The following is a 20,723-nucleotide window of genomic DNA, read 5'->3' on the forward strand; positions in this document are numbered from 1 at the left end:
GAAAATTCTAATGGTCAAAAAGGTGTGGCATACGCAGACTCATCCGGAACTGTTCGATCAGCGGAGTGCCCAGATGCCCCTTCAGCCCGCAGCCCGTCAAACTGCCTCGCCCCGCGCATCCCATCGCCTTCGGGCGTTGGTGGCGGCCCTCATGCTGGGTGCCGCTGGCTTGGCCGGCGCCACCGAACTCTCTGCGGCAGACGCCGAACGCCATGCGCAGGCAACGTACCGCGAATACTTTCAACTGCTCTCCCTGCCCAATGACGCCATCGCGCCGGAAGATGTCCGCAAGAATGTCGACTGGCTGGAGCAGGCATTCCGTAAGCGTGGCTTCACGACAAGGCAGTTGGCAAACAACGGCAAGCCGATGCTCTATGCTGGAATGCCAAACCCGGATGCTGCCCGCAAAACCGTGCTGTTCTACATGCACCTCGACGGCCAGCCGGTGATTCCCGCACAGTGGGCACAGAAAAGCCCGTGGACACCCGTGCTCAAGCACAAGACCGCACAAGGCAACTGGGAAGAGATCGACTCGGCGCAGCTCTTCAGCGGCCCGCTCGATCCGGAATGGCGGGTATTCGGCCGTTCGTCCGCCGACGACAAGGGCCCGATCATGATGATGCTGGCCGCCATCGACGCACTGAAGGCCAGCGGCGCCCAGCCTGCCGTCAACATCAAGATCATTCTCGACAGCGAAGAAGAGAAAGGCTCGCCGTCGATCAGCAAGGTGATGCAGGCAAACCGCGACCTGTTGCGCTGCGACGCCATCGTCATCCACGACGGCCCCATGCACGCGAGCAATCTGCCGACTCTCGTCTTTGGCAACCGCGGGGCGGCCGAAGCCCGCCTCACCGTCTATGGCGGCAAGGTGCCATTGCACAGCGGACACTACGGAAACTACGCCCGCAACCCGGCACAGCAGTTGGCCAACCTGCTGGCATCGATGAAGAACGACGAGGGCCGGGTGACGGTGCCGGGCTACTACGACCACGTGAAGATCAGCGAGGCCGACCGCAAGATCATAGCGGCCGTGCCCGACGACCAGGCAGCGCTCAACAAACGCCTGGGCATTGCGCATGCCGACAAGGTCGGTGCCAATTATCAGGAGGCGATGCAGTACCCGTCATTGAACGTGCGCGGCATGGCCTCTGCGGCCGTGGGCGACAAGGTGGCGAACATCGTGCCAGACAAGGCAGTCGCCGAACTCGACCTGCGAACCACGCCAGACTCCAGCGCAGCCTACCTCGGCAAGCTGATCGAGCAGCACATCGAGCGCCAGGGCTACCACCTCGTCAAGAACGCCCCGACGGATGAAGAGCGCAGCCGCTACGACAAACTGGCCACCTTCACCTATCAAAGCGAAGGTGCAGACGCTGCCGGCTCACCGATCGACTCGGCCGTGGGCACATGGGCCTACACATCGCTGACCGACACCTTCGGCGCCAATCCGGCGCCGGTTCGCATCCGCATGATGGGCGGGACCGTGCCCACCGCAGAAATCGTGGGCGTGTTGCAGGTGCCCTTCGCGATCATTCCTCTGGTCAATGCCGACAACAACCAGCACGCTGCCAACGAGAACCTCCGGATGGGCAACTACGTGAGCGGCGTGCGCACGATCTACGGCCTGCTGACGCACCCGCTGTGACGGGGATCTGCGCCTAGGCCGGGCGAAACAGCCCATGCAGGCCGAGCGGCGCCACACCGTTCAGGCTTGCCATGGCCACAGGGCCCGCGGCGACCTGTTGTGCATCGAAGGCCGTCAGCCTCGTGCAACCGGCATCCACATCGAACACCGTGCCGATCAGCCAGCCCTCGCCTTCACGGGCGCTGGCCGAGGCCGGCACGAACACGTGTTCCTCCACCAGCGTGTGGTGCCCAAAGCGGTACTGCTCTACCTGCCCGGAATCCGTATCCACGCGCATGACGGTATCGAACCCGTTGAGCGACTGCGGAGTGCCGCTGGACGACGGCGCCGTGTGGGCCACCATGAACAACGCGTGATGACGCTGCGCGGTGCGGCGTGGGTCGATCTTCGGGAATTCGGCCACATGCCCGGTGCTGAACTGCTTGGCACGGCCGGTGCGCAGGTTCAACTGCACTTGCGTGAAGCGTGCGCCCGGCGACGGACGGATCTGACCGCGCATCAGTTCACGCAGCGACGTGGTGACGACCGTGGCATCGTCCGAGCGGATGTAATCGAGATGGACCTCCTGCCCATCCGGCGACGACCACGCGTTGCCCAGATGGAAGACAAAGCCCGCCGGCAACTGCAGCCAACGCATGCGCGTGACGTCGTCCTTGTCGAGCACGAGCACACGCATGCCCAGCTCCGGCCGCCAGACATGTGAATCCAGAAACGACATGCCCGCGCGCGAACGTTCCACGTCGTACACGAACGGCGGCAGCAGAAACACCAGGTGGCGCTGCGCCACGGCAAAGTCGTGCACCATCGCCACGTCCGGCACCTTGAGCGTTTCCACACGCTTGAGCGCACCGTCCGGGCCCACACAGTAGACGGTCAGCAGACCGGCCGCGCTGCTCACACCAAAGTTCCACAGCGTGCCGTCGGGTTCGACCTTGGGGTGGGCGGAAAACGGCATGCCCTTGTAGTCGTCGCGCCAGGTCTGCACGCCCAGCGTGCGCAGTGAATCCGGATCGACGCGCGTGGCCGAGCCGCCTTCCCACAGCGCAAGCATCTCGTCGCCGTGCATCACCAGGCTGGTGTTGGCCACATTGATGCTGTCGGGCGAAGCGACCGGCTCCATGTCGGGGTTGGCGGTGCCGAATGTCGCGCGCAACGGCCGGCCGGCGGCGGTGTCGGCGATGAACTTGTCCGTGCGCACGAACACGCCGCGGTGCATCACGCCCTGCTCGCTGATGTCGTAACGCTGGATCATGCCGTCGCCATCAAACAGGTGGTGGTAGCGCACGCCGCCGATCTCATGCCGCGCCGGGCCGTTTCGATAGAACGCGCCGTGCAACGCGGGCGGGAACCTGCCTTCCACCTTCAGCGCGCGAGTCGGCATGTCGGCGCTGACGCCCTGGTATCCCGCCAGCCACGGATACTGCGCGCACGCCGCTGCAAACCCGGCAGCCCAAGCGTCCGGGGTGGCGGCCATTACATCGGTCAGGGTCAAACCAAACGGTGCGGCGCCCAAGGCCGCAATGAAGGATCGGCGTTGCATGACGGGACCTCGCTCAGCATCAGTGCAAGTGAATCGTCACGCGCTGGTCGCCCTGCACGTCGATGGCAGCATCGTCAAATGCGGGTGGTCCGAAGCGGCCGCGTGCATCGCGGCTAAAACCGTATGGCTCGATGGGAATGCCGGCCGGGTTGGTACCGAGCTTGGCATCGTTGTTGGCGTCATGGAAGACCGACAACGCGTAGCGCCCCGCCGGCAAATCCGGATACACGAAGGTGACGCTTGCGCCTGACACGCTATCGACCGCTGCAATGTCAGCCCGGATGGCCGCATCGGGCTTGAGCCAACCAGCGGCGTCGCGGAACATCGCGGCACGCACCGCCCCCTGGCGCCCTTGCGCGCCCTCCACCACCACAGTCAGCGTGGCGGCGGAGGCACTTGCGGCAAGTGCTGTCAGCGTCAGGGCCAGCGCAAGGCGCGGCAGAGAAAACATGGCAGTCATGAACGTCTCCTGAGTGGCCGGCGATGCGTTGGCAGGCCAGCGGTCAGGAGGCAATGTAGGCAGACATTTCGCAGCAGTCAGCGGCAATGCGACGAAGTGCGAGCGCCGGGGCGCAAACGGTCGCTTGCGGGCGATGAGCGAATCACAGCAGCTTGAGGAGACCACGCCAGGAGGCTTCACTAAAACGCCCGCGGATCGGCGGGCGCTTTGTGATGTTGGCGCTAATGCGGCAAGCTCGACAAGCGGTGGTCGGCCAGCAACACACTCGCGCTCAGGGCAAGCTGGGCGGAGATAAAGCCTTCCGGCATCTCAACGTCTTCCCAGTCACACACGATATGGCCGGCACGGCAAATCTGGAAACGGGCCGTCCACCGATGATCGTCGCGTTGCAGCGGGTCAACGAAGATGACATGCGAGCCGTGCGTCACTTCCTGAATCGCCATTGTGGTTCCCCCGTTCGTGATCGTTGGGAATTCACCTTAACAAAGGCCCGTGACACAAATCTGTCCGCCGCTCACCTACAAATGGGGGAGGGCGCACCTCAACCGACCAGCGGATCGGGCCGCGCAGAGGAGCGCGTGCCCGGCAGCGGATGATTACCGGGGCCGTAGTACGTAAAGACCGCCGAGAACTTGACGGCGCCGGTCTGGTTGGCGCGGGCTGCGTGGAAGGTGTTGCAATGGAAGAGCAGCACGTCGCCGGGCAGCAGCGGCACAGGGCGCGCGGTGTCGATCAATGCGCGGTTTTCTGGCAGCTCCTGGCGCAGGAACAGCTTGGCGTCGAACCGGTCGGCGGGCAGGTCAAGCGTGTGGCTGCCGGGGATCACCCACAGGCAGCCGTTGTCTACGGTCTCCTCCACCAGGGCCAGCCACGACGACACCAGCTCGTTGCGAGCGAACGACCAGTAGCGGCTGTCGCGGTGCCAATGCGTGGCGGTGCCAAACGCGGGGTGCTTGGTCATCACGCAGTTGTGGTGCGCGAGAGAGAGATGCACAGGGCTGCCAATCAGTTGCGCAATCGCGCCGGCCACGCGTGGGTCGCGCGCCCATTCCGTATAAGGTGTGCCGCGTGAATCGGCGTCGAGCAGGCGGCGCACCGTCTGGCCGCCCTCGGCTTCGCGCGAGAGCGGTGCCCCGGCATAGCCGACGTCGGTTTCCAGCTCCACCGGCGCCACAGCCCTGGCCAGCCCGTCCTGTGCGGCTGCAAGCAACGCGGCACTTACCTGCTGGCTCACGAAGCCTCGCAACACAACGTAGCCATGCTCCTTGAAGAAAGCTTGCTGCTCGTCGGAAAGCGGGTGTGCGTGGGTGGCAATGGGGGCAGACGCGGACATGGTGGAAAGAGCGTACGGAGACGGCGAAAGACAACGAGTGTAACGCGCCGCCGTGTGCATTGCAGACCCGCTCCCCGGCTGACCTGCCCAGGATCAAACGCAGTGCGCGTCGTCCTGATCGGGCTTTACCAAAACGCCTGTTGGCCTGACAACCGAAAGTATTTCGCGATCACCATCAAGCCGAGCAGCCGTTCCTGATCTCGGTTCATGAATTGCGCTACCCAACGATTAGCGTTGCGCACGATCGCCAGTGCATCGCCAGGGTGCTTCCGGTAATGCTCCATTTTCTCCTGGAGGTCCGAATAATCGTCCTTCAGCAAGACATAATGCACATCCGGAATCAACCTGCCCTCCATGAACCATGTCTCATATCGAGGCCGCCGCATGAAGCAAAGCGAGTTGGAGGACATGATCCATTTGAGATTGGTGGCAACGTCGTTTCCCTCGACGCTCACGATGAATTTATATTGCAATTGCTCTGCAATCGTCATCGGTGACTTGTAAGTCGCCTTCCCAATTTCCGATTTTCGAGTATCGCCAATGTCAACGTTTGCCAAGTCGTGACAGCGATCGACAAACGCTTTCCGATGTTCCTGATGGCACGGCCCCCGAAAAACCGCCATGGGCTTCTTGTCGTGGAAATCGATCTTGTCGCGTGCCAGCGAAAAATGCCGGATGGCGTCCAGCTTCAACAAAATCCCATTATGTGAGCTGCTCTTGATGGGACGGCTTTTCACGAATGCCGGATGGGCCGGCTCGGCAGTGACGTCGCCGCAGTCGTAGTCGAAGCTGTAGCCGGGGCCAAAATAGTCCATCAGATCAACGAGATCATAGAAATAGGTGCTGCCTATTTCACGCCCCTTGTTCACGATGGTGCTGGTTGAAGACTTCAGAAAGAACCGTGAATACTCGACGGCATTGCGGCTCGGGTCAAATGACTCCGACACCGAGTTGTAATAACTCAGTCGATCGATGACGTCCTGCATGCCACTGTGGGCGCCTTTTCTTTTCAGAAGAGCCTCGGCTCTTCCATTCTTTGTGGCGCCCGCCAGAAAATGGCTCGAGGCATTTGAAAAGTAATACCAGAATTTTTTTGCAGAGACTCTGCTCAAGCGGTATTTGAATTGACGCATGAACCAAAAGATGCCGCGGAAATTTAAACCCGGGGTGTCGCCTCTCGAGCGAAATGTCCAGCCCCCTACACGCAGATTCAAGTGGCATACGATCCACTTCTGCTCGCCGCTGACACACGTTGCGGCCGATCGCGCATCTCCGATCACTTCAGGACAGCGCATCGACCCCGTCTGCCTCTCGCATTCGCGGCGGCCCTCACTTTACCGTAAGTATCTTGCCGCTCATTGCGTTTCTTGGCGTCGCGCCCGCCGCTTCGGTGGTCGTCCCGTTTGCCGCAGCTTGGCTGTTGTCATGACGTAACACTTTGCCGTCGTCCGAGGCCGACGAATCATGTCAGCCTCGTCCACTGCATTGACGGCACGGGAAAACAGAAGCCCCCGGCCCTCGCGTTACTGCACGTCCAACGCCGTCACGGTCAATGCGCCGTTCACCTTCTCGGCGACAAAGCGCACTTTGCTGCCAACGTGCACTTTGGTGAGCATGGCCGGATCCTGGACTCGGAACACCATCGTCATGGGTTCCATACCGAGGTTCTCAAGCGGGCCGTGCTTGATGGTCAGTTTGCCGGCAGCGGTATCGATCTTCTTGATCTCACCTTCTGACATCGGGGCGGCAGCGGCAGCGGTAGCCGCAGGGGCGGAAGCGGCATCCTCAGCCGCGTGGACAAACGGTGCACCGGCCAGCAGCACGGTCAGCATCAGGGCGTAGCGAAACATGTTGGACTCCTTGTTCAAAGACGGGGTTGGGGAGAAATCAGGATCTGTTGCCGCGCACTTGCACGGCGCCGCGCATGCCGGCTTCGAAATGTCCGGGCTGCAGACAGGCAAATTCCACCGAGCCGGTGCGCGTGAAGTGCCAGACGATCTCGCCATGCTGGCCTGGGTCAACGGTCACGGCATTGCCGTCGGCGTGCTCCATCTCGGGGTGCTTGCGCATCTGCTCAGCGTGGGCCGCGAGGTCGGCTGGTGTGCCCAGCGTCATCTCGTGCCGCACGTGGCCGCTGTTGACGACCTCGAAGCGGATCGTCTCGCCACGCTGCACGGTGATCTGCGCGGGCGTAAAGCGCATGGTGTCGGCCATGTCGACGCGCACGGTGCGTGTGATGCGGGCGGCGTCGCCGGGTTCGCCGATGGCGGCATCGCCATGGTCATGCCCGCCGGCGTGGTTGCCGGATGCGTGGGCGATGGCGGCCATCGACATCAGCGCGGCCAGGAAGGTGGAACGGATCAGATTGCGTTGCATATTCGGTCTCGGTTTCGTATGGGATGTGGATTCGGGCATCGATCAGTCGTCGATGCCGGTGCCGGTGTACTCGTAGGCGACGGTGCCCTTGGGGTGCTTGTACCAGCCGGGGTCTGCGTAGCTGTTGCGCGGCAGATCGCGACGCACCTTCATCACCGTGAACATGCCGCCCATTTCAATGGCACCGAATGGGCCCTGCCCCGTCATCATCGGCAGCGTGTTGTCGGGCAGCGGCATTTCCATCTCGCCCATGTCGGCCATGCCTGCCTGGCCCATGCCCATGTAGTCGGGCACCAGCGCGTTCATCTTCTTGGCAAGATCTTTCTGCTGCACGCCGATCATGGTCGGCACGTTGTGCCCCATGGCGTTCATCGTGTGGTGGGACTTGTGGCAGTGGAAAGCCCAGTCGCCCGGGTTGTCCGCGATAAACTCGATGGCGCGCATCTGGCCCACAGCTATGTCCGTCGTCACCTCCGGCCAGCGCGCGCTGGGCTGGACCCAGCCGCCGTCGGTGCCGGCCACTTCGAAGGTGTGGCCATGCAAGTGCATCGGGTGGTTCGTCATCGTGAGGTTGCCCATGCGGATGCGCACTCGATCGCCAAGGCGCACGGGCAACGGGTCGATGCCTGGGAATACGCGGCTGTTCCACGTCCACATGTTGAAGTCGGTCATCTGTGCCACGCGCGGCGTGTAGGAACCGGGGTCAATGTCGTATGCGGCGAGCAGGAAGACAAAGTCGCGGTCCACACGGTGCTGCGCCGGATCTTTCGGATGCACGACGATGAAGCCCATCATGCCCATCGCCATCTGCACCATCTCGTCGGAGTGCGGGTGATACATGAAGGTGCCGGACTTCTTCATCTCGAACTCGTAGACGAACGTTTTGCCGGGCGGAATGTGGGGCTGCGACAGGCCGCCCACACCGTCCATGCCGGCCGGCAGGATCATGCCGTGCCAGTGCACCGTGGTGTGCTCGGGCAGCTTGTTGGTGACGAAGATGCGCACTCGATCGCCTTCCACGCATTCGATTGTCGGGCCCGGGCTCTGGCCGTTGTAGCCCCAGAGGTGTCCCGTCATGCCTGGCGCGAATTCGCGCTCGACCGGTTCGGCCACGAGGTGGAATTCCTTCCAGCCACCACGCATGCGCCACGGCAGCGTCCAGCCGTTGAGCGTCACGACAGGGTTGTAGGGCCGGCCGTTGGGTGGCACGAGCGGCGGCTGTGTGGCCGGCTTCGTTTGCAGCGGTGCTTCGGGCAGCGAGGCGGCGCCGGCACGCGAGACCATCGCCGCGCCCAGCATGGCCGCGCCCGTGCCGCCGAGAAATTGACGTCGGGAAACCATGTTCAATGTCCTTGAGGAGGGTTCGGCGCAGGGGCTGCAGCATTCGCTTCGACCGGCGGCAACTTGCCGCCCAGCGCCATCTGCAGATCGGTCTGCGCAATCCAGTAGCCGCGCAGCGCGTCGATGTAGCCATTGACCGCATTCACCTGCTCGCGCGCATCGGCCAGCAACTCGAACACGCTCACGAGCATGCCGTTGTAGCGCAGCAGCATCTCGTCGGAGATGGTCTTGCGCAGCGGCACCACCTCGTCGCGGTAGTGGCGGCTGAGGTCATATGCGGTCTGATAGCGCATGTACGATTCGCGCACTTCGGAACGCGCACGCACCGCCGTGTCGGCAAGCTGATCGGCGGCCTGCATGTAGATCGACTGCGCACGCGCTACGCGGGCACCGCCCCAGTCGAACAGCGGGATCTCGATGCCGATCTCGTAGCCCGTTTCGCGTGGCTCGTTCGATTTGCTGTTGCGCACGTAGCCGAGGTCGAGCACGTTGATGAAGCGCGTTGCCTGTGTAAGCCCCAGCGACGATGCCAAGCCCTCGAGCTGCAACTTGCCCGCCTGGATATCGAGCCGGTTGCGTAGCGCGTAGGCTTCAATCTGCTGCAGCTCGGGGCGATCCTTCGGCAGGTCGGGCAGCCGCTCCGGCAACTTGAAACCGGTATCTGCGCCCCACACACCAAGCATGCGGGTCAACGCCTCCCGATCCGCCTGCGCCTGCTGACGCATGCGCGCCAGGGTGGCAGTGGCCTCCGCATAGAAGGCCTGTTCGCGAGCACGATCCAGCTTGCTGAAGTTGCCGGCCGAAGCCAGGCGCTTGGCGAACTCGGCACCGGCTTCGGCGGCCTGCTGGACCTGCTCCGCATAGCGCGCCGATTGCTCCGCCGCCACGGCATTCACGTATGCGCGGCGCGTATCGGCTGCCACCTGCAGCATCTGGTTGGCGACCAGCAGCTTGGTCTGCTCGAAGTATCGGCTTTCGATGCGAGTGGCCATCGGCAGCGTCAGCAGGTTCAGGAACGAGAGCGAGAACGTGCGCTCGATCGACAGGTCATCACCGCTGCGTGTGCGTTTGAAACTGAAGCCGGGATTCGGCAAGCGGCTGGCCTGCACGAGCGCGGCTTCAGACAAGCCCAGCTCCGCATACGAAGCCTGCAGGCCACGATTGTTCAGCAGCGCGATCTGCACGGCGCTGTCCATCGTCAGCGGCTGGGCGAGCAGCTCGCGCGTGCGCTGCGCGGCGCTGTCGCGTGCTTCCGGTGAGCGCTGCCACGTCGCGTCCTTGCCGAGTCGATCGCGCGCCACGTCGGCAACGGTCTTGAAGCCGCTGTCTTGCGTGATGGTGGCGCAGCCGCCCAGCAGCAGCGTAGCGACCAGCGCGCACACGGCGAGCCGGCGTGTGGATGGTGTGAGCACGGCGCCTCCTAGTGGTGGTGCATGCCGGGCATGGACTCGCCGGCAGGCTTGTTGGGGGAGGCGGCGGGCGCGCTCGCAGGCATGGCGTGCCCCGCGTGGCCACCCTGCTCAGTGGCGCCCGGCTTGGGGCTCACGGCCGCGTTGGTCTCGCGCCAGGGAGCGGGGCCGGTATCGCGATACGCGTGGTAGCTGTCGAACGTACGTGGCGCGGCCACAGCCGGCACAGCCGCGTCCGCATTCAACGGGTCAGGCGCAGAGGCCGCCGGCGCAGACGCAGCGCCTTGCGCCAACACCCATGGCGGCGCCAGCGCCAGTAGCGCGGCGGCCACGAACCATCGTGAGAAAAGCATGAGAAACCTCGATCAAGCGTGATGACGTACGGCCGCATGCGGTGCACGGAGCCGTCAAACCAGAGGCCAGCCCGTTCTATGGACGGACTGGTGGCGTCAAACGCGAATCGAGGGTGGACGTTGCAGCGCTTCGGGAATGAAGCTGCGGAAGGAAACAGCAAGGCCACGCGGCGCAGCGGCCGGCAGCTTGATCAGCGGCACGCCAAGGCTGGCGGCCAGGGGAACGACCGAACCGAGCGAACAGGCCGCGCAGATCGGACAAGTCTTGCAGTGCGACTGCGCCGGCGCTTTGGGCTCGCCGTCGGCAGCCATGGCGTCTTCATGCTCATGGCACGCGTCGGACATGACGGCGCCGTCATCCGGCATTGCCATGGCAACCATTGAATCGTCCATTGCACCGCCGTGCGCCATCATGGCCGTCGCGGCAAACCCTTGCAGGGGCAGTGCCAGGACAACCAACCAGAGCAGGAGGCGGGTCAGCAATCGGTGCATGGAAAACAGGACGGGCTGAAAATCGTTTGCCAGTGAAGCCGCTAGTGTAGCGCGATGCCATCAAATTTCACGCAATGCAGCACAAGATGAGTCGAGCGCGGCACAATGAAGGCCTGCTGCGTACCCATTTCTGCGCGCACGGCTTTCCCATTGTTCCAGCTTCAACGCCCCCCCATGAATACGCAATCCCACCAGCTCAGCATGACCGTGCTGATGACGCCCGACATGGCCAATTTTTCCGGCAACGTGCACGGCGGCCATATCCTCAAGCTGCTCGATCAGGTCGCGTATGCGTGCGCGAGCCGCTACGCCGGCCGCTATGTCGTGACGCTGTCGGTGGACCAGGTGGTGTTCCGCCAGCCGATTCACGTGGGTGAACTGGTGACGTTCCTCGCGTCGGTCAACTACACCGGCCGCACGTCGATGGAAATCGGTATCAAGGTCGTGACCGAGAACATCCGCAATCAGGTCGTGCGCCATACCAACAGCTGCTATTTCACGATGGTGGCCGTGGACGACGAAGGCAAACCGGCCGACGTGCCGCCGCTGGCACCTGCCAACACCGAAGAAAAGGAACGCTTCGAAGCCGCCCAACAGCGCCGCGCGCTACGTCAGGAAATGGAAGCTCGGCACAAGGCGATCAAGGCGACCTACAGCACGGCAGCTCCAGCAAACTGAGCTGTCTGCCTACGCAGTCAGCAAAGCACTGCAGAGCGCGTGGTATCGCGGTCGGGCATCGTTATCCACAGGCTTACCCACTGTTTCTGTGGATAACGCGCGGCGCCAGTGTTGCGCAAACGCACTCGGCCTTCACGCTACCTAGGGCGGAGGAAGCCCGTGCAGAAACGCCAGCACGGCGTCGTTGAACAATGCCGGTCGCTGCAATGGCGCGAAATGGCTCACGCCCCGCAGCAACACAAACTGCGCGTCAGGAATGGTCCGCGCGAGATACTGCGCGTGCTCGGGCCGGATGAATTCGTCGTGCTCGCTCTGCACGATGGTCACAGGCACACGGGTGGCGGCAAGCTCTTCGGCTGTTGCATTCGGCTGCGTCTGCATCATTTCGGTGACAGCCGCGACGAATGCATCAAAGTCGTGGGGTGTGGATGACAGCGTGGTGTAATCCTTTCGGTGGCGCGAAAGACAGCGATCGATGACGGGCGTGGGCTCAAAGGGCTTGGCGCCGCTTGGGTCCATGTTGCAGCCAAAGAAGAACACACCCGCCGCGCGTTCCGGCGTCTGCATGGCCAGGGTGAGCGCAACACAAGCACCGTCGCTCCAGCCGACGAACGGCGCACGGTCGATGCGCAGCACATCCATGACGGCCCGCACATCAGAAGCCATGCGCGTGTAGGCGTAAGGCTGTGCGTCGCGTGTGCTTCTGCCGTGCCCACGGCTATCAATGACGATGGGCCGGTAGCCCGCAGTCATGAGTGCCGGAATCTGATACCCCCAATTGCCGCTATGGCCGAGCCCGCCATGCAGCAGGATCACAGGCCTGCCGACGCCGAAGGTCGCATACCAGATGCGGGCGCCGTCGTGCTCGACATGACCTTGCGCAACGGCGGCCGGCAGCGGTCCAGTACCGTGGGCGGCAAAGCATGTCAGATCGTCGTCGAAGGCGTCCATGTCGATCAGGTATCAGTTAGCAGAGCCAAGCGGCGTGAGGGGCTGGCGTTCGGCATCACGGTAGGCCAACTTGGCGCCGCCCAACAGAAACACATGGGGGAATTCTTGTTCCGACACGATACCCTCCTCCGTTCTGAAAAAATCATGTCGATCAGGCTGGCTTGACCACCAACATCATCAGCGCCGTACCCAGCAGCACGGCGCAGAACGCCAGCCGCAAATGCCGCGCTGAAAACCGATAGGCCAGGCCCACACCCCACGACACACTCACCACACCACCGGCCGCCAGCGGAATGCCCGTTCCCCAATCCACATGGCCGGCATGTGCATACGTTGCGAGTGCGATGAGCGAGCCGGGCACCACCAGCGCGAGCGCCATGCCCTGGGCGCGTGTCTGCGGCAAACCGAAGAACGTCACCAGCGCCGGCACCACCACCAGCCCGCCGCCGACCGTGAAGATGCCCGACATTGCCCCACTGGCGACGCCCATCAACGGCAGAGCGGCGGCCGGCATGGCATGTGGGGCAGCGTGCACGGCATCAGCGGCATTCGGCTTCTCTTTGAGCTGCGAGGCAAAGTACACCGCCAGCACGATCAGGAACACGGCAAACGCCGTATGAAGCAGATGAGCGTCCAGCCCGGCAGCAAAGCGCGCAGCAACGTAGGTCGCCGCCATCGAGAACACGCAGATCATCGCAACGGAGCGCAGATGCACCGGATGCCGCTGGTGATACCGCCAGAAGCCGATCAGCACATTGGGGGCAATCATCACCAGCGCCGTGCCTTGCGCCAGGTGCTGGTCCATTCCGTACAGGTAGCCGAGCACAGGAATGGCAATCAGCCCGCCGCCAATGCCGAGCAAACCGCCTGCCACGCCAAGGCCCATGCCGAGCAGCAAATTGACCAGACCCGTGAAAACCGCGTGAGACGCCATGCCGACAAGAAGGGAGGGAGGAAAAACAAACGCGGCGGCGCACTGTATTTGCTACAGCGCGCCGCCGGAAGTGAGGCTGGAATTGTAGCGCTCGCCGCCCCGGCCGGGCCTAGGCAAGGTGCGCGGCAAAGCCTGTTTTTTCGGGTGCAATCTCGGCCCGCAGCGTGAGCGCCGGGATCTCGTATTCACCGGCATTCTGCTGGCGGAACGGGATCGGCGCTGCGGTGAACAAGGTGTCGAGCCGCTCGCCCAGTGCCTGGGTGGTCTGCGCAAAGCGTGCCTCGTCCATGCGGCCGGTGCGGTAGCTCACGAATGGCGGCACCACATCAAAACCGGGGTAGTACAGGATGCCGTGCTGGATCGGGAACAAGATGTCGTCGATCGGGCCGTTGATGCCGCGCGGGCTGTAGTGCGACTCCCACCCGCCCGTCGTGACGATGAGCATGGCGCGTCTTCCTGCGAGCGTACCTTCGCCGTAGCGGTCACCCCAGTGGGTGTCGGAGTGCTCGCCAACGCCATAGGCGAAGCCATACGCATAGACACGCTCGACCCAGCCCTTGAGGATGGCCGGCATCGAAAACCACCACAGCGGAAACTGCAAGATCACGGCGTCGGCCCATTGCAGCTTGGCTTGTTCGGCAGCAATGTCGGCGGCTTGCAGGCCGTTCTCGAATGCGTGCCTGGAATCCAACGACGGGTGGAAATGCGGACCGACCGGCGCGACGGTACTGTCGCTCGCATCGAGCGCGGCCTTCCACTGCATGGCGTACAAGTCCGATACCTGCACGGTGTGGCCGGCCGCCTCCAGGCGCCGGACGGCAAAGTCCTTGAGGGCGCCGTTGAGCGATTTGGGTTCGGGATGGGCGTAGACGATCAGGACATTCATGGTGGCACCTCCAAATTAGGAATGGCTCCAGAATGCGGCGTGCCCAGGTATATTGGAAATGAATTATCAATATTCCAGGCATAGCCATGAATAATCTCAGGCGGTTGGACCTGAACCTGCTGGTGACGCTCGATGTGCTGCTGACCGAGCACAACGTCACGCGTGCGGCGCAGCGGCTGAACTTCTCGCAACCTTCCGTGAGCGTGCATCTGGCCAAGTTGCGCGACATCTTTGGTGATCCGCTGCTGCTGCCGGGCCCGCGCGGCATGCGCCCAACCGCCCGCGCTGAAAGCTTGCGCGAACCGCTGCGGCTGGCGCTCGAAGCGCTGGAGCAGGCCGTCGCGCCCGCCAGCCCGTTCGACCCGGCCCAAGCCACCAACACCTGGCGCGTGGCCGCCACGGATTACGGCGAATCCACCATCGCATTGCCGGCGCTGAACACCCTGCGCACAAGCGCGCCGGGCACGCGGCTCGCCATGCTGGAGCTGGTGCCCACGCGTATCGAAAAGCAAGCCGAGCAAGGAGAGATTGATCTCGCGTTCCACACCACCGACGGCGCACCACCCGGCCTGCGCCGCCGCGCGCTATTCACTGAGCGCTATGTGCTGATCGGCCGCGCTGGACACCCGCGACTGAAACGCAAGCCGACGCTGGCGCAGTTCTGCACGCTGGATCATGTGATCGTATCGCCCGATGGCGGTGGCTTCTTCGGCGTGACAGACGAAGCTCTGAAGGCCGCCGGTGCCACGCGACGCGTCGTGCTGTCAGTGCCGCACTTCCTCTTTGTGATGACGGCGGTCGCCAGCACTGACATGGTCGCCATGCTGCCCGAGCGGCTGGTGCGCGGGGCCAGCGCACTACAGGTGGTTGAACCGCCAGTGGAGGTGCCAGGCTATGAGATGTCGATGCTGTGGCATGAGCGCGTGCACCGAGACCCCGGGCATCGGTGGTTGCGGGACGTCATTGCAGGCGCAGTCTGAAAAACCGCCCCACAGGCATCAAAGCCCGACCTTGGGCGCCGTAAAGATCAGGCGCAGCCCGAGCGCACCGATCGCCACGGCGGCGACGCGATCGACCCAGGTCTTGGCACGCAGGTACATCTCACGCGGCACCCGGCTAGAGAAGCACAGCGCGACGATGGTGTACCACCCGAACTCGACCAGGAACACCAGCGGCGGCAGCACGAAGTAGCACCACACCGGCGGATGTTGCGGCAGCAGCGCGGCAAAGATACTGCCGTACCAGATGGCCGTCTTGGGATTGCTCATCTGCGTGGTGATGCCGGTCCAGAACGACTTGCGTGCGCTGCCGGCTTGCTGTGTCAGGCGATCGTCCATCACCATGGGCAGCTTGGCGCCGCGCCAGATCTTCCACGCCATGTAGGTCAGATACGCGCCACCAGCAATCTTGAGGCCGATGTAGAGCCACTCGACGGCTTGCAGCAACGTATACAGCCCCGCCAGGGCCAGGCCACCGAAGAACAGGGCGCCCGCGCCCATGCCAAGTGCGGTGGCCAGGCCGTCGCGGCGCGACAACCCGATGGCATTGCGCGCCACCAGAACAAAACTCGGCCCGGGAATCATGGCGCCCAGCAACAGCGCAACGAGAATGGCAAATACGGCGGCAGATGCAGTCATCGGGAGTCTCCTTTTGTGGGCGCAGACGTTCACGGATGCAGACCGCGATTCTGCCACGCCGACGGGGCCAGCGTCGGCCTGGGTGGCAAGGCAGCGGCGGCACCTCTGCCGCCACCCGCCCTGCCCCTACTTGCACTGCTGCTTGTTGATCGACACGTCATTCAAGTCGGCGGCGGTGTAAACCGGCGGCACGTTCGGGTCGCCAGCAACCATCATTGCCACATTCAGGTTCGCCAGCGCCTGGAGATGGCCAGCCTCGCCGCTTGAAAAGCGCTGCTGCGCCGATTTCGATGCGCCGTACATGCCGTTGCACAGGAGCGCCTTGTGGAAAATCTCCAAAACCGCGATCCGCGCAAAGTACGTCTCGCGCCGTTCGGCCGTAGTGGCCGGCGCATGGTTGATCTTGGCGTAGTGGTTGGCACACTGCGTGCCGAGAATCGGGTACGCATCCTTGATGCCGTCGCATGTTGCGACGGTCGCGGGCGGCGCGGCCAACGCGGCCGTGGCCGCCAATGACGCAATCAGGGACACCACCGCCAACAGCACGATGCGGATGACAGGCACATTCGAGCGGATGTTCATTGCAGGTTCTCCTCAGTCAGATACGTGGACAAAAAACGCGGCGGCAACCATTGGCGCTGCGTGGACCGACGATACGGGCGGGTTCTGCGGCTGCGGAATGCACCAGAGGTTCTGGCGCGAGTCAGGGGAAACGCGGCAGGGGAGGAATGGCGACCAGGCCGTCCATGCTTCATTGGCGCCCATGGTTGATTGCCATGGCAGCGCGCAACGTGGGGTCCAGACAACGCTTCACGCGGCAGCCGCGCCGTTTGCGCAATCTCAGTTTGCCGGGCTGGCGCGGCCCCGGTAGAGTCTTTCCCCAATGGGTTCACACCCAGAGGTCTGGGCAAAACCGGAGTGATCCGGCGACGCAAAGCTACAGGGACTTCTCTAAATGAAGTCAGCCAGTTGCCCGCCAACCCGCAAACGGGGCGGGCCTGATGACACACGCAACGAACTGCGCGGTCGGGGGCACATAATGAAAACGATTCAAACGGGGGGGCGTTCGCCCGCATCCGCCACGCTGGCCGTGGCATCGCAACTGGGCAACGCAAAGCGCAGGTTCGCGCGCGCTGCATGTGCGGCATTCGCACTGGTGTCGGGCGCGCTGATGGGCGCACCGCATGCCAGCGCTGAAGGGCTGCTGGTGCCGTCCTACATCTATCCGTCAGGCACCGGCGCAACGCAATGGAATACGTTGGCGACAACCGCGACGTCGGTACCGACCACGGTCATCCTGAACCCGAACAGCGGCCCAGGCACGACGCAGGACCCCAACTACGTTGCCGCCGTCGCCAAGGTGCATGCCGCTGGCGGCAAGGTGATCGGGTATGTGTCCAGCTCGTACACAAATCGGTCGTTGTCGGCGGTGGTGCAAGACATCAATACCTACCAAGCGCTGTATCAGGTCGACGGCTTCTTCATCGACGAGATGACCGCCGACAGCACAACCGCGCACATCCAGTTCTACCAATCGGTCTACAACTACATCAAGGGGCTGTCGCCGAACTACACGGTCACGGGCAACCCGGGCACCAATGTGCCGGAGATCTATGCCAGCCTGCCGGTGGCGGACCAGCTCGTCGTATTTGAAGACAACGCCAAGCACTACGCCAACTATGCCCCGCTGGCGTGGCAGGCCAACTACCCGACTTCGCGGTTTGCGCACATCGTCTACGCCGCGTCGGCCACGCAGATGCAAACCTTCGTTCGCAACGCATCGAGCAAGCGCGCTGCCGCCGTGTTCATCACCAACAAGACGCTGCCGAATCCGTACGGCGCGCTGCCGACTTATTGGAGCCAGGAGGTCTCTGCCGTCGCGGTTGCCCCGTAACGGCATTGGCGTGACGTACGCCGCATGTGCGGGCTGATGCTCCGCACATGCTTTATATTCGGGCCACACCGCATCCCTACCCTTCGCCGCCCGCCGGCGTTGAGGCAACAACAAGGAGAACTCCGTGGCCCTGTCTTCCAACAAGCTGCCCCCGTGGACAATCGCTGCTCCGCTGCTGGCGTGGGCGGTGTTGGTTGGTGGCGTGCTCATGACGCCCCCAAGCTGGCTGATCGCGCTGATGGCACTTGCGCTGGCCGGCGCCGTCTTTGCCGCCGTCCACCATGCAGAAGTCGTCGCACACAAGGTTGGCGAGCCCTTCGGCACGCTCGTGCTGGCGATTGCCGTGACCGTGATCGAAGTCGCGCTGATCGTCTCGGTGATGCTCTCTTCCGGTCCAGAGAAAGCGGGATTGGCCCGCGACACCGTGTTTGCGGCGGTCATGCTTATCTGCAACGGAATCGTGGGCGCTTGCCTCTTCGTGGGGGGCCTGCGTCACCGCGAGCAGGCGTTTCAGGCGCCAGGCGCCACCGCCGCGCTGGCCGTGCTGGCAGCGCTGGTCACGCTGACCATGGTGCTGCCCAACTACACCAGCTCCACGCCGGGGCCTGTCATGACGTCATCGCAACTGGCCTTTGCCGGCGTGACATCGCTGGTGCTGTACGGCTGCTTCGTCATCGTGCAGACCATCCGCCACCGCGATTACTTCCTCGTCGACAGTGCCAACGAAGACGTGCATGCGCCGCCGCCGCCCGCGCGCGTGGCGGCGCTCAGCGGGGTCTTGCTGATGGTGTCGCTGGTGGCCGTCGTCGGGCTGGCAAAGGTGCTCTCTCCTTCGGTGGAAGCCGCCATCCTGAATGCCGGCGCGCCGCCCGCGACGGTCGGCATCGTCATCGCCGCGCTGGTGCTGTTGCCGGAATGCCTGGCCGCCCTGCGCGCCGCCAATGCAGACCGCATCCAGACGAGCCTGAACCTCGCGCTGGGCTCGGCACTGGCGAGCATCGGCCTGACCATCCCGACCGTGGCTGCCGTGTTCATCTGGATCGGCCGCCCGCTCGAACTGGGCCTGGGCCCGAAGGAAATGGTCCTGCTGTTCCTGACGCTGATCGTGTCGACGCTCACGCTCGGCAAGGGCCGCACGACCATCCTGCAAGGGGTCGTGCACCTGGCGATCTTTGCGGCGTACCTGTTTCTTTCGATCGTGCCCTGAGCGGCACGCACGGCAGCGGGTTGATATCGGGGGCGCCGCAGGGCGCCCTTCGTTTTTCTGGCGCCATGCCCGGCGTTATTACACCGGCTCCATGCTTTGCAGCAACGTGGGAATCAGCTCCGACACCGTCGGGTGAATGTGCATGGCGCGGCTGATGGTCGAGTAAGGCGCCTTGGCATACATCACGTCGAGGATCGAATGCACGGCCTCGTCGCCGACCACACCGAGGATCGACGCGCCCAGGATTTCGTGCGTCTGCGCATCGACCACCACGCGCATGAACCCCTGGCTCTCGCCCTTCTCCACCGCGCGGCCGACGCGCGTCATCGGCCGGTTGCCGACCAGCAACTTGCGGCCGGATTGCTTCGCCTCCGTGAGCGACATGCCGACGCGCGCAAGCGGCGGGTCGATGTACATGGCGTACGCCTGGATGCGGTCTGACACCTTGCGCGGGTCGTCGTCGAGCAGATTGGCCGCGACGATCTCGTAATCGTTGTAGGCCGTGTGCGTGAACGCGCCCCGTCCGTTGCAATCGCCCAGGGCCCAGATACCGGGCACGTTGGTGCGCAACTGATCGTCAACGACGATATTGCCGCGCTTGTCGGTTTGCACGCCGGCCTTGTCGAGGCCGAGATCGTCGGTATTGGGCACGCGCCCCACGGCCATCAGCAGATGCGAGCCCGACACCTCACGCGCACCGCTGCCGCACTCCAGGCCGACCACGACATTGCGGCCCTCGCGTCGCACGCGCAGGCAATCGGCGTTGACCTGCACGTCGACGCCCTCGGCCTCGAGAATCTCGCGCACCGCCTGCGATACGTCTTCGTCTTCGCGGGCGATCAGGCGCGGGCCCTTCTCGACAATCGTCACGCGCGATCCAAAGCGGCGAAACATCTGGCCGAACTCCAGCCCGACGTAACTTCCCCCAATCACGACAAGGTGCTCGGGCAGAAAATCCACGTCCATCATGGTGGAGTTGGTGAGAAACGGCACTTGATCGAGCCCGGGCATGGGCGGCACCAACGCCCGGCCGCCGACGTTGATGAAGATGCGCTCGGCTTCGAGCAGCTCGTCGCCAACGCGCACCGTGCGCGCGCTTTCGAAGCGGGCATGGCCCTGGAAGACGGTGCAATGCTCCAGGCCGCGCACCCATTGCTCCACGCCATGGCTGGAGCGGCCGGAAATTTCATCCTTGCGGGCCTTGACGCGTTGCATGTCGACGGTGACACCGCCGTTGATCACCACGCCGTATTCAGCCGCACGCTGCGCCATGCGCGCCGCATAGGCGCTGGCCACCATGGCTTTCGTGGGAATGCAGCCGGTGTTGACGCACGTGCCGCCAAAGCGGCCGCGCTCGACGATGGCGACCTTCATGCCGGCGCCAGACAGGCGCGCAGCCAGCGGCGGGCCCGCCTGGCCGGTGCCGATGATGATGGCGTCGAAGCGTTGCGTCATGGCGCTCTCCTCCGTGTGGTTGCCGATCGCGGCCGTCTCGGTATGGTAGGCGGCGCGCGTGGCAACGGCGAGTCGCGGCGACAGGTTTTGCCGGCGCCTGGCAACGCACGCGGACAGCGCGGTCGCCGGAAG

At 63.8% G+C, this 20,723-nt stretch carries 22 protein-coding genes and 1 riboswitch; of the genes, 5 read left to right on the top strand and 17 right to left on the bottom strand.

Going from position 1 to position 20,723, the window contains the following annotated elements; translation table 11 throughout:
- Positions 1-151: 151 nt before the first annotated feature.
- Complete coding sequence (locus tag ACTJK4_RS18755; RefSeq protein ID WP_440818637.1) at positions 152-1,645, top strand: M20/M25/M40 family metallo-hydrolase; 1,494 nt, start codon at positions 152-154, stop codon at positions 1,643-1,645.
- A gap of 13 nt (positions 1,646-1,658) precedes the next feature.
- Here ACTJK4_RS18755 and ACTJK4_RS18760 read toward each other — a convergent pair whose 3' ends face one another.
- The 11 genes from ACTJK4_RS18760 to ACTJK4_RS18810 all read right to left on the bottom strand — a co-directional run bounded on the left by ACTJK4_RS18760 (position 1,659) and on the right by ACTJK4_RS18810 (position 10,949).
- Positions 1,659-3,185, bottom strand: a complete 1,527-nt coding sequence (locus tag ACTJK4_RS18760; RefSeq protein ID WP_440818638.1) for a carotenoid oxygenase family protein — start codon at positions 3,183-3,185, stop codon at positions 1,659-1,661.
- Positions 3,186-3,204: 19 nt separating this feature from the next.
- Positions 3,205-3,645 (bottom strand): DUF2141 domain-containing protein, encoded by a 441-nt coding sequence (locus tag ACTJK4_RS18765; RefSeq protein ID WP_232040088.1) that lies wholly within the window; start codon positions 3,643-3,645, stop codon positions 3,205-3,207.
- A 221-nt stretch (positions 3,646-3,866) separates the two neighbouring features.
- The gene (locus ACTJK4_RS18770; protein WP_232040090.1) at positions 3,867-4,088 is read right to left on the bottom strand and encodes a hypothetical protein; all 222 of its coding nucleotides are present in this window, start codon (positions 4,086-4,088) and stop codon (positions 3,867-3,869) included.
- 98 nt (positions 4,089-4,186) lie between these two features.
- Positions 4,187-4,978, bottom strand: coding sequence for a phytanoyl-CoA dioxygenase family protein (locus tag ACTJK4_RS18775; protein WP_260801280.1), 792 nt, complete (start codon positions 4,976-4,978; stop codon positions 4,187-4,189).
- A gap of 125 nt (positions 4,979-5,103) precedes the next feature.
- A complete protein-coding gene (locus ACTJK4_RS18780) occupies positions 5,104-6,273 on the bottom strand; it encodes a glycosyl transferase family 90 (protein WP_433867724.1) in 1,170 nt (389 codons plus the stop codon).
- A gap of 228 nt (positions 6,274-6,501) precedes the next feature.
- The gene (locus ACTJK4_RS18785; protein ID WP_232040093.1) at positions 6,502-6,828 is read right to left on the bottom strand and encodes a copper-binding protein; all 327 of its coding nucleotides are present in this window, start codon (positions 6,826-6,828) and stop codon (positions 6,502-6,504) included.
- 37 nt (positions 6,829-6,865) lie between these two features.
- Entirely contained in the window at positions 6,866-7,354 is a 489-nt protein-coding gene (locus ACTJK4_RS18790; RefSeq protein WP_232040094.1) for a cupredoxin domain-containing protein, read from the bottom strand.
- A 42-nt stretch (positions 7,355-7,396) separates the two neighbouring features.
- A complete protein-coding gene (locus tag ACTJK4_RS18795; RefSeq protein ID WP_440818639.1) occupies positions 7,397-8,695 on the bottom strand; it encodes a multicopper oxidase domain-containing protein in 1,299 nt (432 codons plus the stop codon).
- Between the two features lie 2 nt (positions 8,696-8,697).
- Positions 8,698-10,107, bottom strand: coding sequence for a TolC family protein (locus ACTJK4_RS18800; protein ID WP_440818640.1), 1,410 nt, complete (start codon positions 10,105-10,107; stop codon positions 8,698-8,700).
- An 8-nt stretch (positions 10,108-10,115) separates the two neighbouring features.
- The gene (locus ACTJK4_RS18805) at positions 10,116-10,457 is read right to left on the bottom strand and encodes a hypothetical protein (protein ID WP_260801276.1); all 342 of its coding nucleotides are present in this window, start codon (positions 10,455-10,457) and stop codon (positions 10,116-10,118) included.
- A 96-nt stretch (positions 10,458-10,553) separates the two neighbouring features.
- Positions 10,554-10,949 (bottom strand): DUF2946 family protein, encoded by a 396-nt coding sequence (locus tag ACTJK4_RS18810; protein ID WP_440818641.1) that lies wholly within the window; start codon positions 10,947-10,949, stop codon positions 10,554-10,556.
- A 174-nt stretch (positions 10,950-11,123) separates the two neighbouring features.
- Between ACTJK4_RS18810 and ACTJK4_RS18815 the strand changes: the two genes are divergently transcribed.
- The gene (locus tag ACTJK4_RS18815) at positions 11,124-11,627 is read left to right on the top strand and encodes an acyl-CoA thioesterase (RefSeq protein WP_232040103.1); all 504 of its coding nucleotides are present in this window, start codon (positions 11,124-11,126) and stop codon (positions 11,625-11,627) included.
- A gap of 141 nt (positions 11,628-11,768) precedes the next feature.
- Here the strand turns inward: ACTJK4_RS18815 and ACTJK4_RS18820 are convergent, their stop codons facing one another.
- The 3 genes from ACTJK4_RS18820 to ACTJK4_RS18830 all read right to left on the bottom strand — a co-directional run bounded on the left by ACTJK4_RS18820 (position 11,769) and on the right by ACTJK4_RS18830 (position 14,398).
- On the bottom strand, positions 11,769-12,578 hold the full coding sequence (locus ACTJK4_RS18820; RefSeq protein ID WP_440818642.1) for an alpha/beta fold hydrolase: 810 nt from the start codon (positions 12,576-12,578) through the stop codon (positions 11,769-11,771).
- A gap of 151 nt (positions 12,579-12,729) precedes the next feature.
- Positions 12,730-13,512 (bottom strand): sulfite exporter TauE/SafE family protein, encoded by a 783-nt coding sequence (locus tag ACTJK4_RS18825; protein WP_433867718.1) that lies wholly within the window; start codon positions 13,510-13,512, stop codon positions 12,730-12,732.
- Between the two features lie 109 nt (positions 13,513-13,621).
- A complete protein-coding gene (locus ACTJK4_RS18830) occupies positions 13,622-14,398 on the bottom strand; it encodes an NAD(P)H-dependent oxidoreductase (RefSeq protein ID WP_440818643.1) in 777 nt (258 codons plus the stop codon).
- Between the two features lie 86 nt (positions 14,399-14,484).
- Here ACTJK4_RS18830 and ACTJK4_RS18835 point away from each other — a divergent pair, with 86 nt between their 5' ends.
- Positions 14,485-15,378, top strand: coding sequence for a LysR family transcriptional regulator (locus tag ACTJK4_RS18835; RefSeq protein WP_414561579.1), 894 nt, complete (start codon positions 14,485-14,487; stop codon positions 15,376-15,378).
- A gap of 18 nt (positions 15,379-15,396) precedes the next feature.
- Here ACTJK4_RS18835 and ACTJK4_RS18840 read toward each other — a convergent pair whose 3' ends face one another.
- Positions 15,397-16,035: a LysE family translocator gene (locus tag ACTJK4_RS18840; protein ID WP_024978243.1), complete on the bottom strand. Its 639-nt coding sequence runs from the start codon at positions 16,033-16,035 to the stop codon at positions 15,397-15,399.
- 126 nt (positions 16,036-16,161) lie between these two features.
- Positions 16,162-16,617, bottom strand: coding sequence for a hypothetical protein (locus ACTJK4_RS18845; RefSeq protein WP_433867716.1), 456 nt, complete (start codon positions 16,615-16,617; stop codon positions 16,162-16,164).
- A 314-nt stretch (positions 16,618-16,931) separates the two neighbouring features.
- Positions 16,932-17,012: riboswitch (cyclic di-GMP riboswitch) on the top strand.
- Between the two features lie 62 nt (positions 17,013-17,074).
- Here ACTJK4_RS18845 and ACTJK4_RS18850 point away from each other — a divergent pair.
- A complete protein-coding gene (locus ACTJK4_RS18850; RefSeq protein WP_322017898.1) occupies positions 17,075-17,929 on the top strand; it encodes a spherulation-specific family 4 protein in 855 nt (284 codons plus the stop codon).
- Positions 17,930-18,053: 124 nt separating this feature from the next.
- Positions 18,054-19,136: a calcium:proton antiporter gene (locus tag ACTJK4_RS18855; RefSeq protein WP_433867715.1), complete on the top strand. Its 1,083-nt coding sequence runs from the start codon at positions 18,054-18,056 to the stop codon at positions 19,134-19,136.
- A 78-nt stretch (positions 19,137-19,214) separates the two neighbouring features.
- On the opposite strand, the gene ACTJK4_RS18860 is transcribed toward ACTJK4_RS18855, so the two are convergent.
- Positions 19,215-20,591 (bottom strand): FAD-containing oxidoreductase, encoded by a 1,377-nt coding sequence (locus ACTJK4_RS18860; protein ID WP_433867714.1) that lies wholly within the window; start codon positions 20,589-20,591, stop codon positions 19,215-19,217.
- Positions 20,592-20,723 lie beyond the last annotated feature (132 nt).

Origin of the sequence: Ralstonia sp. 22111 (assembly GCF_052045895.1) — a bacterium.
Lineage (GTDB): Bacteria > Pseudomonadota > Gammaproteobacteria > Burkholderiales > Burkholderiaceae > Ralstonia > Ralstonia wenshanensis.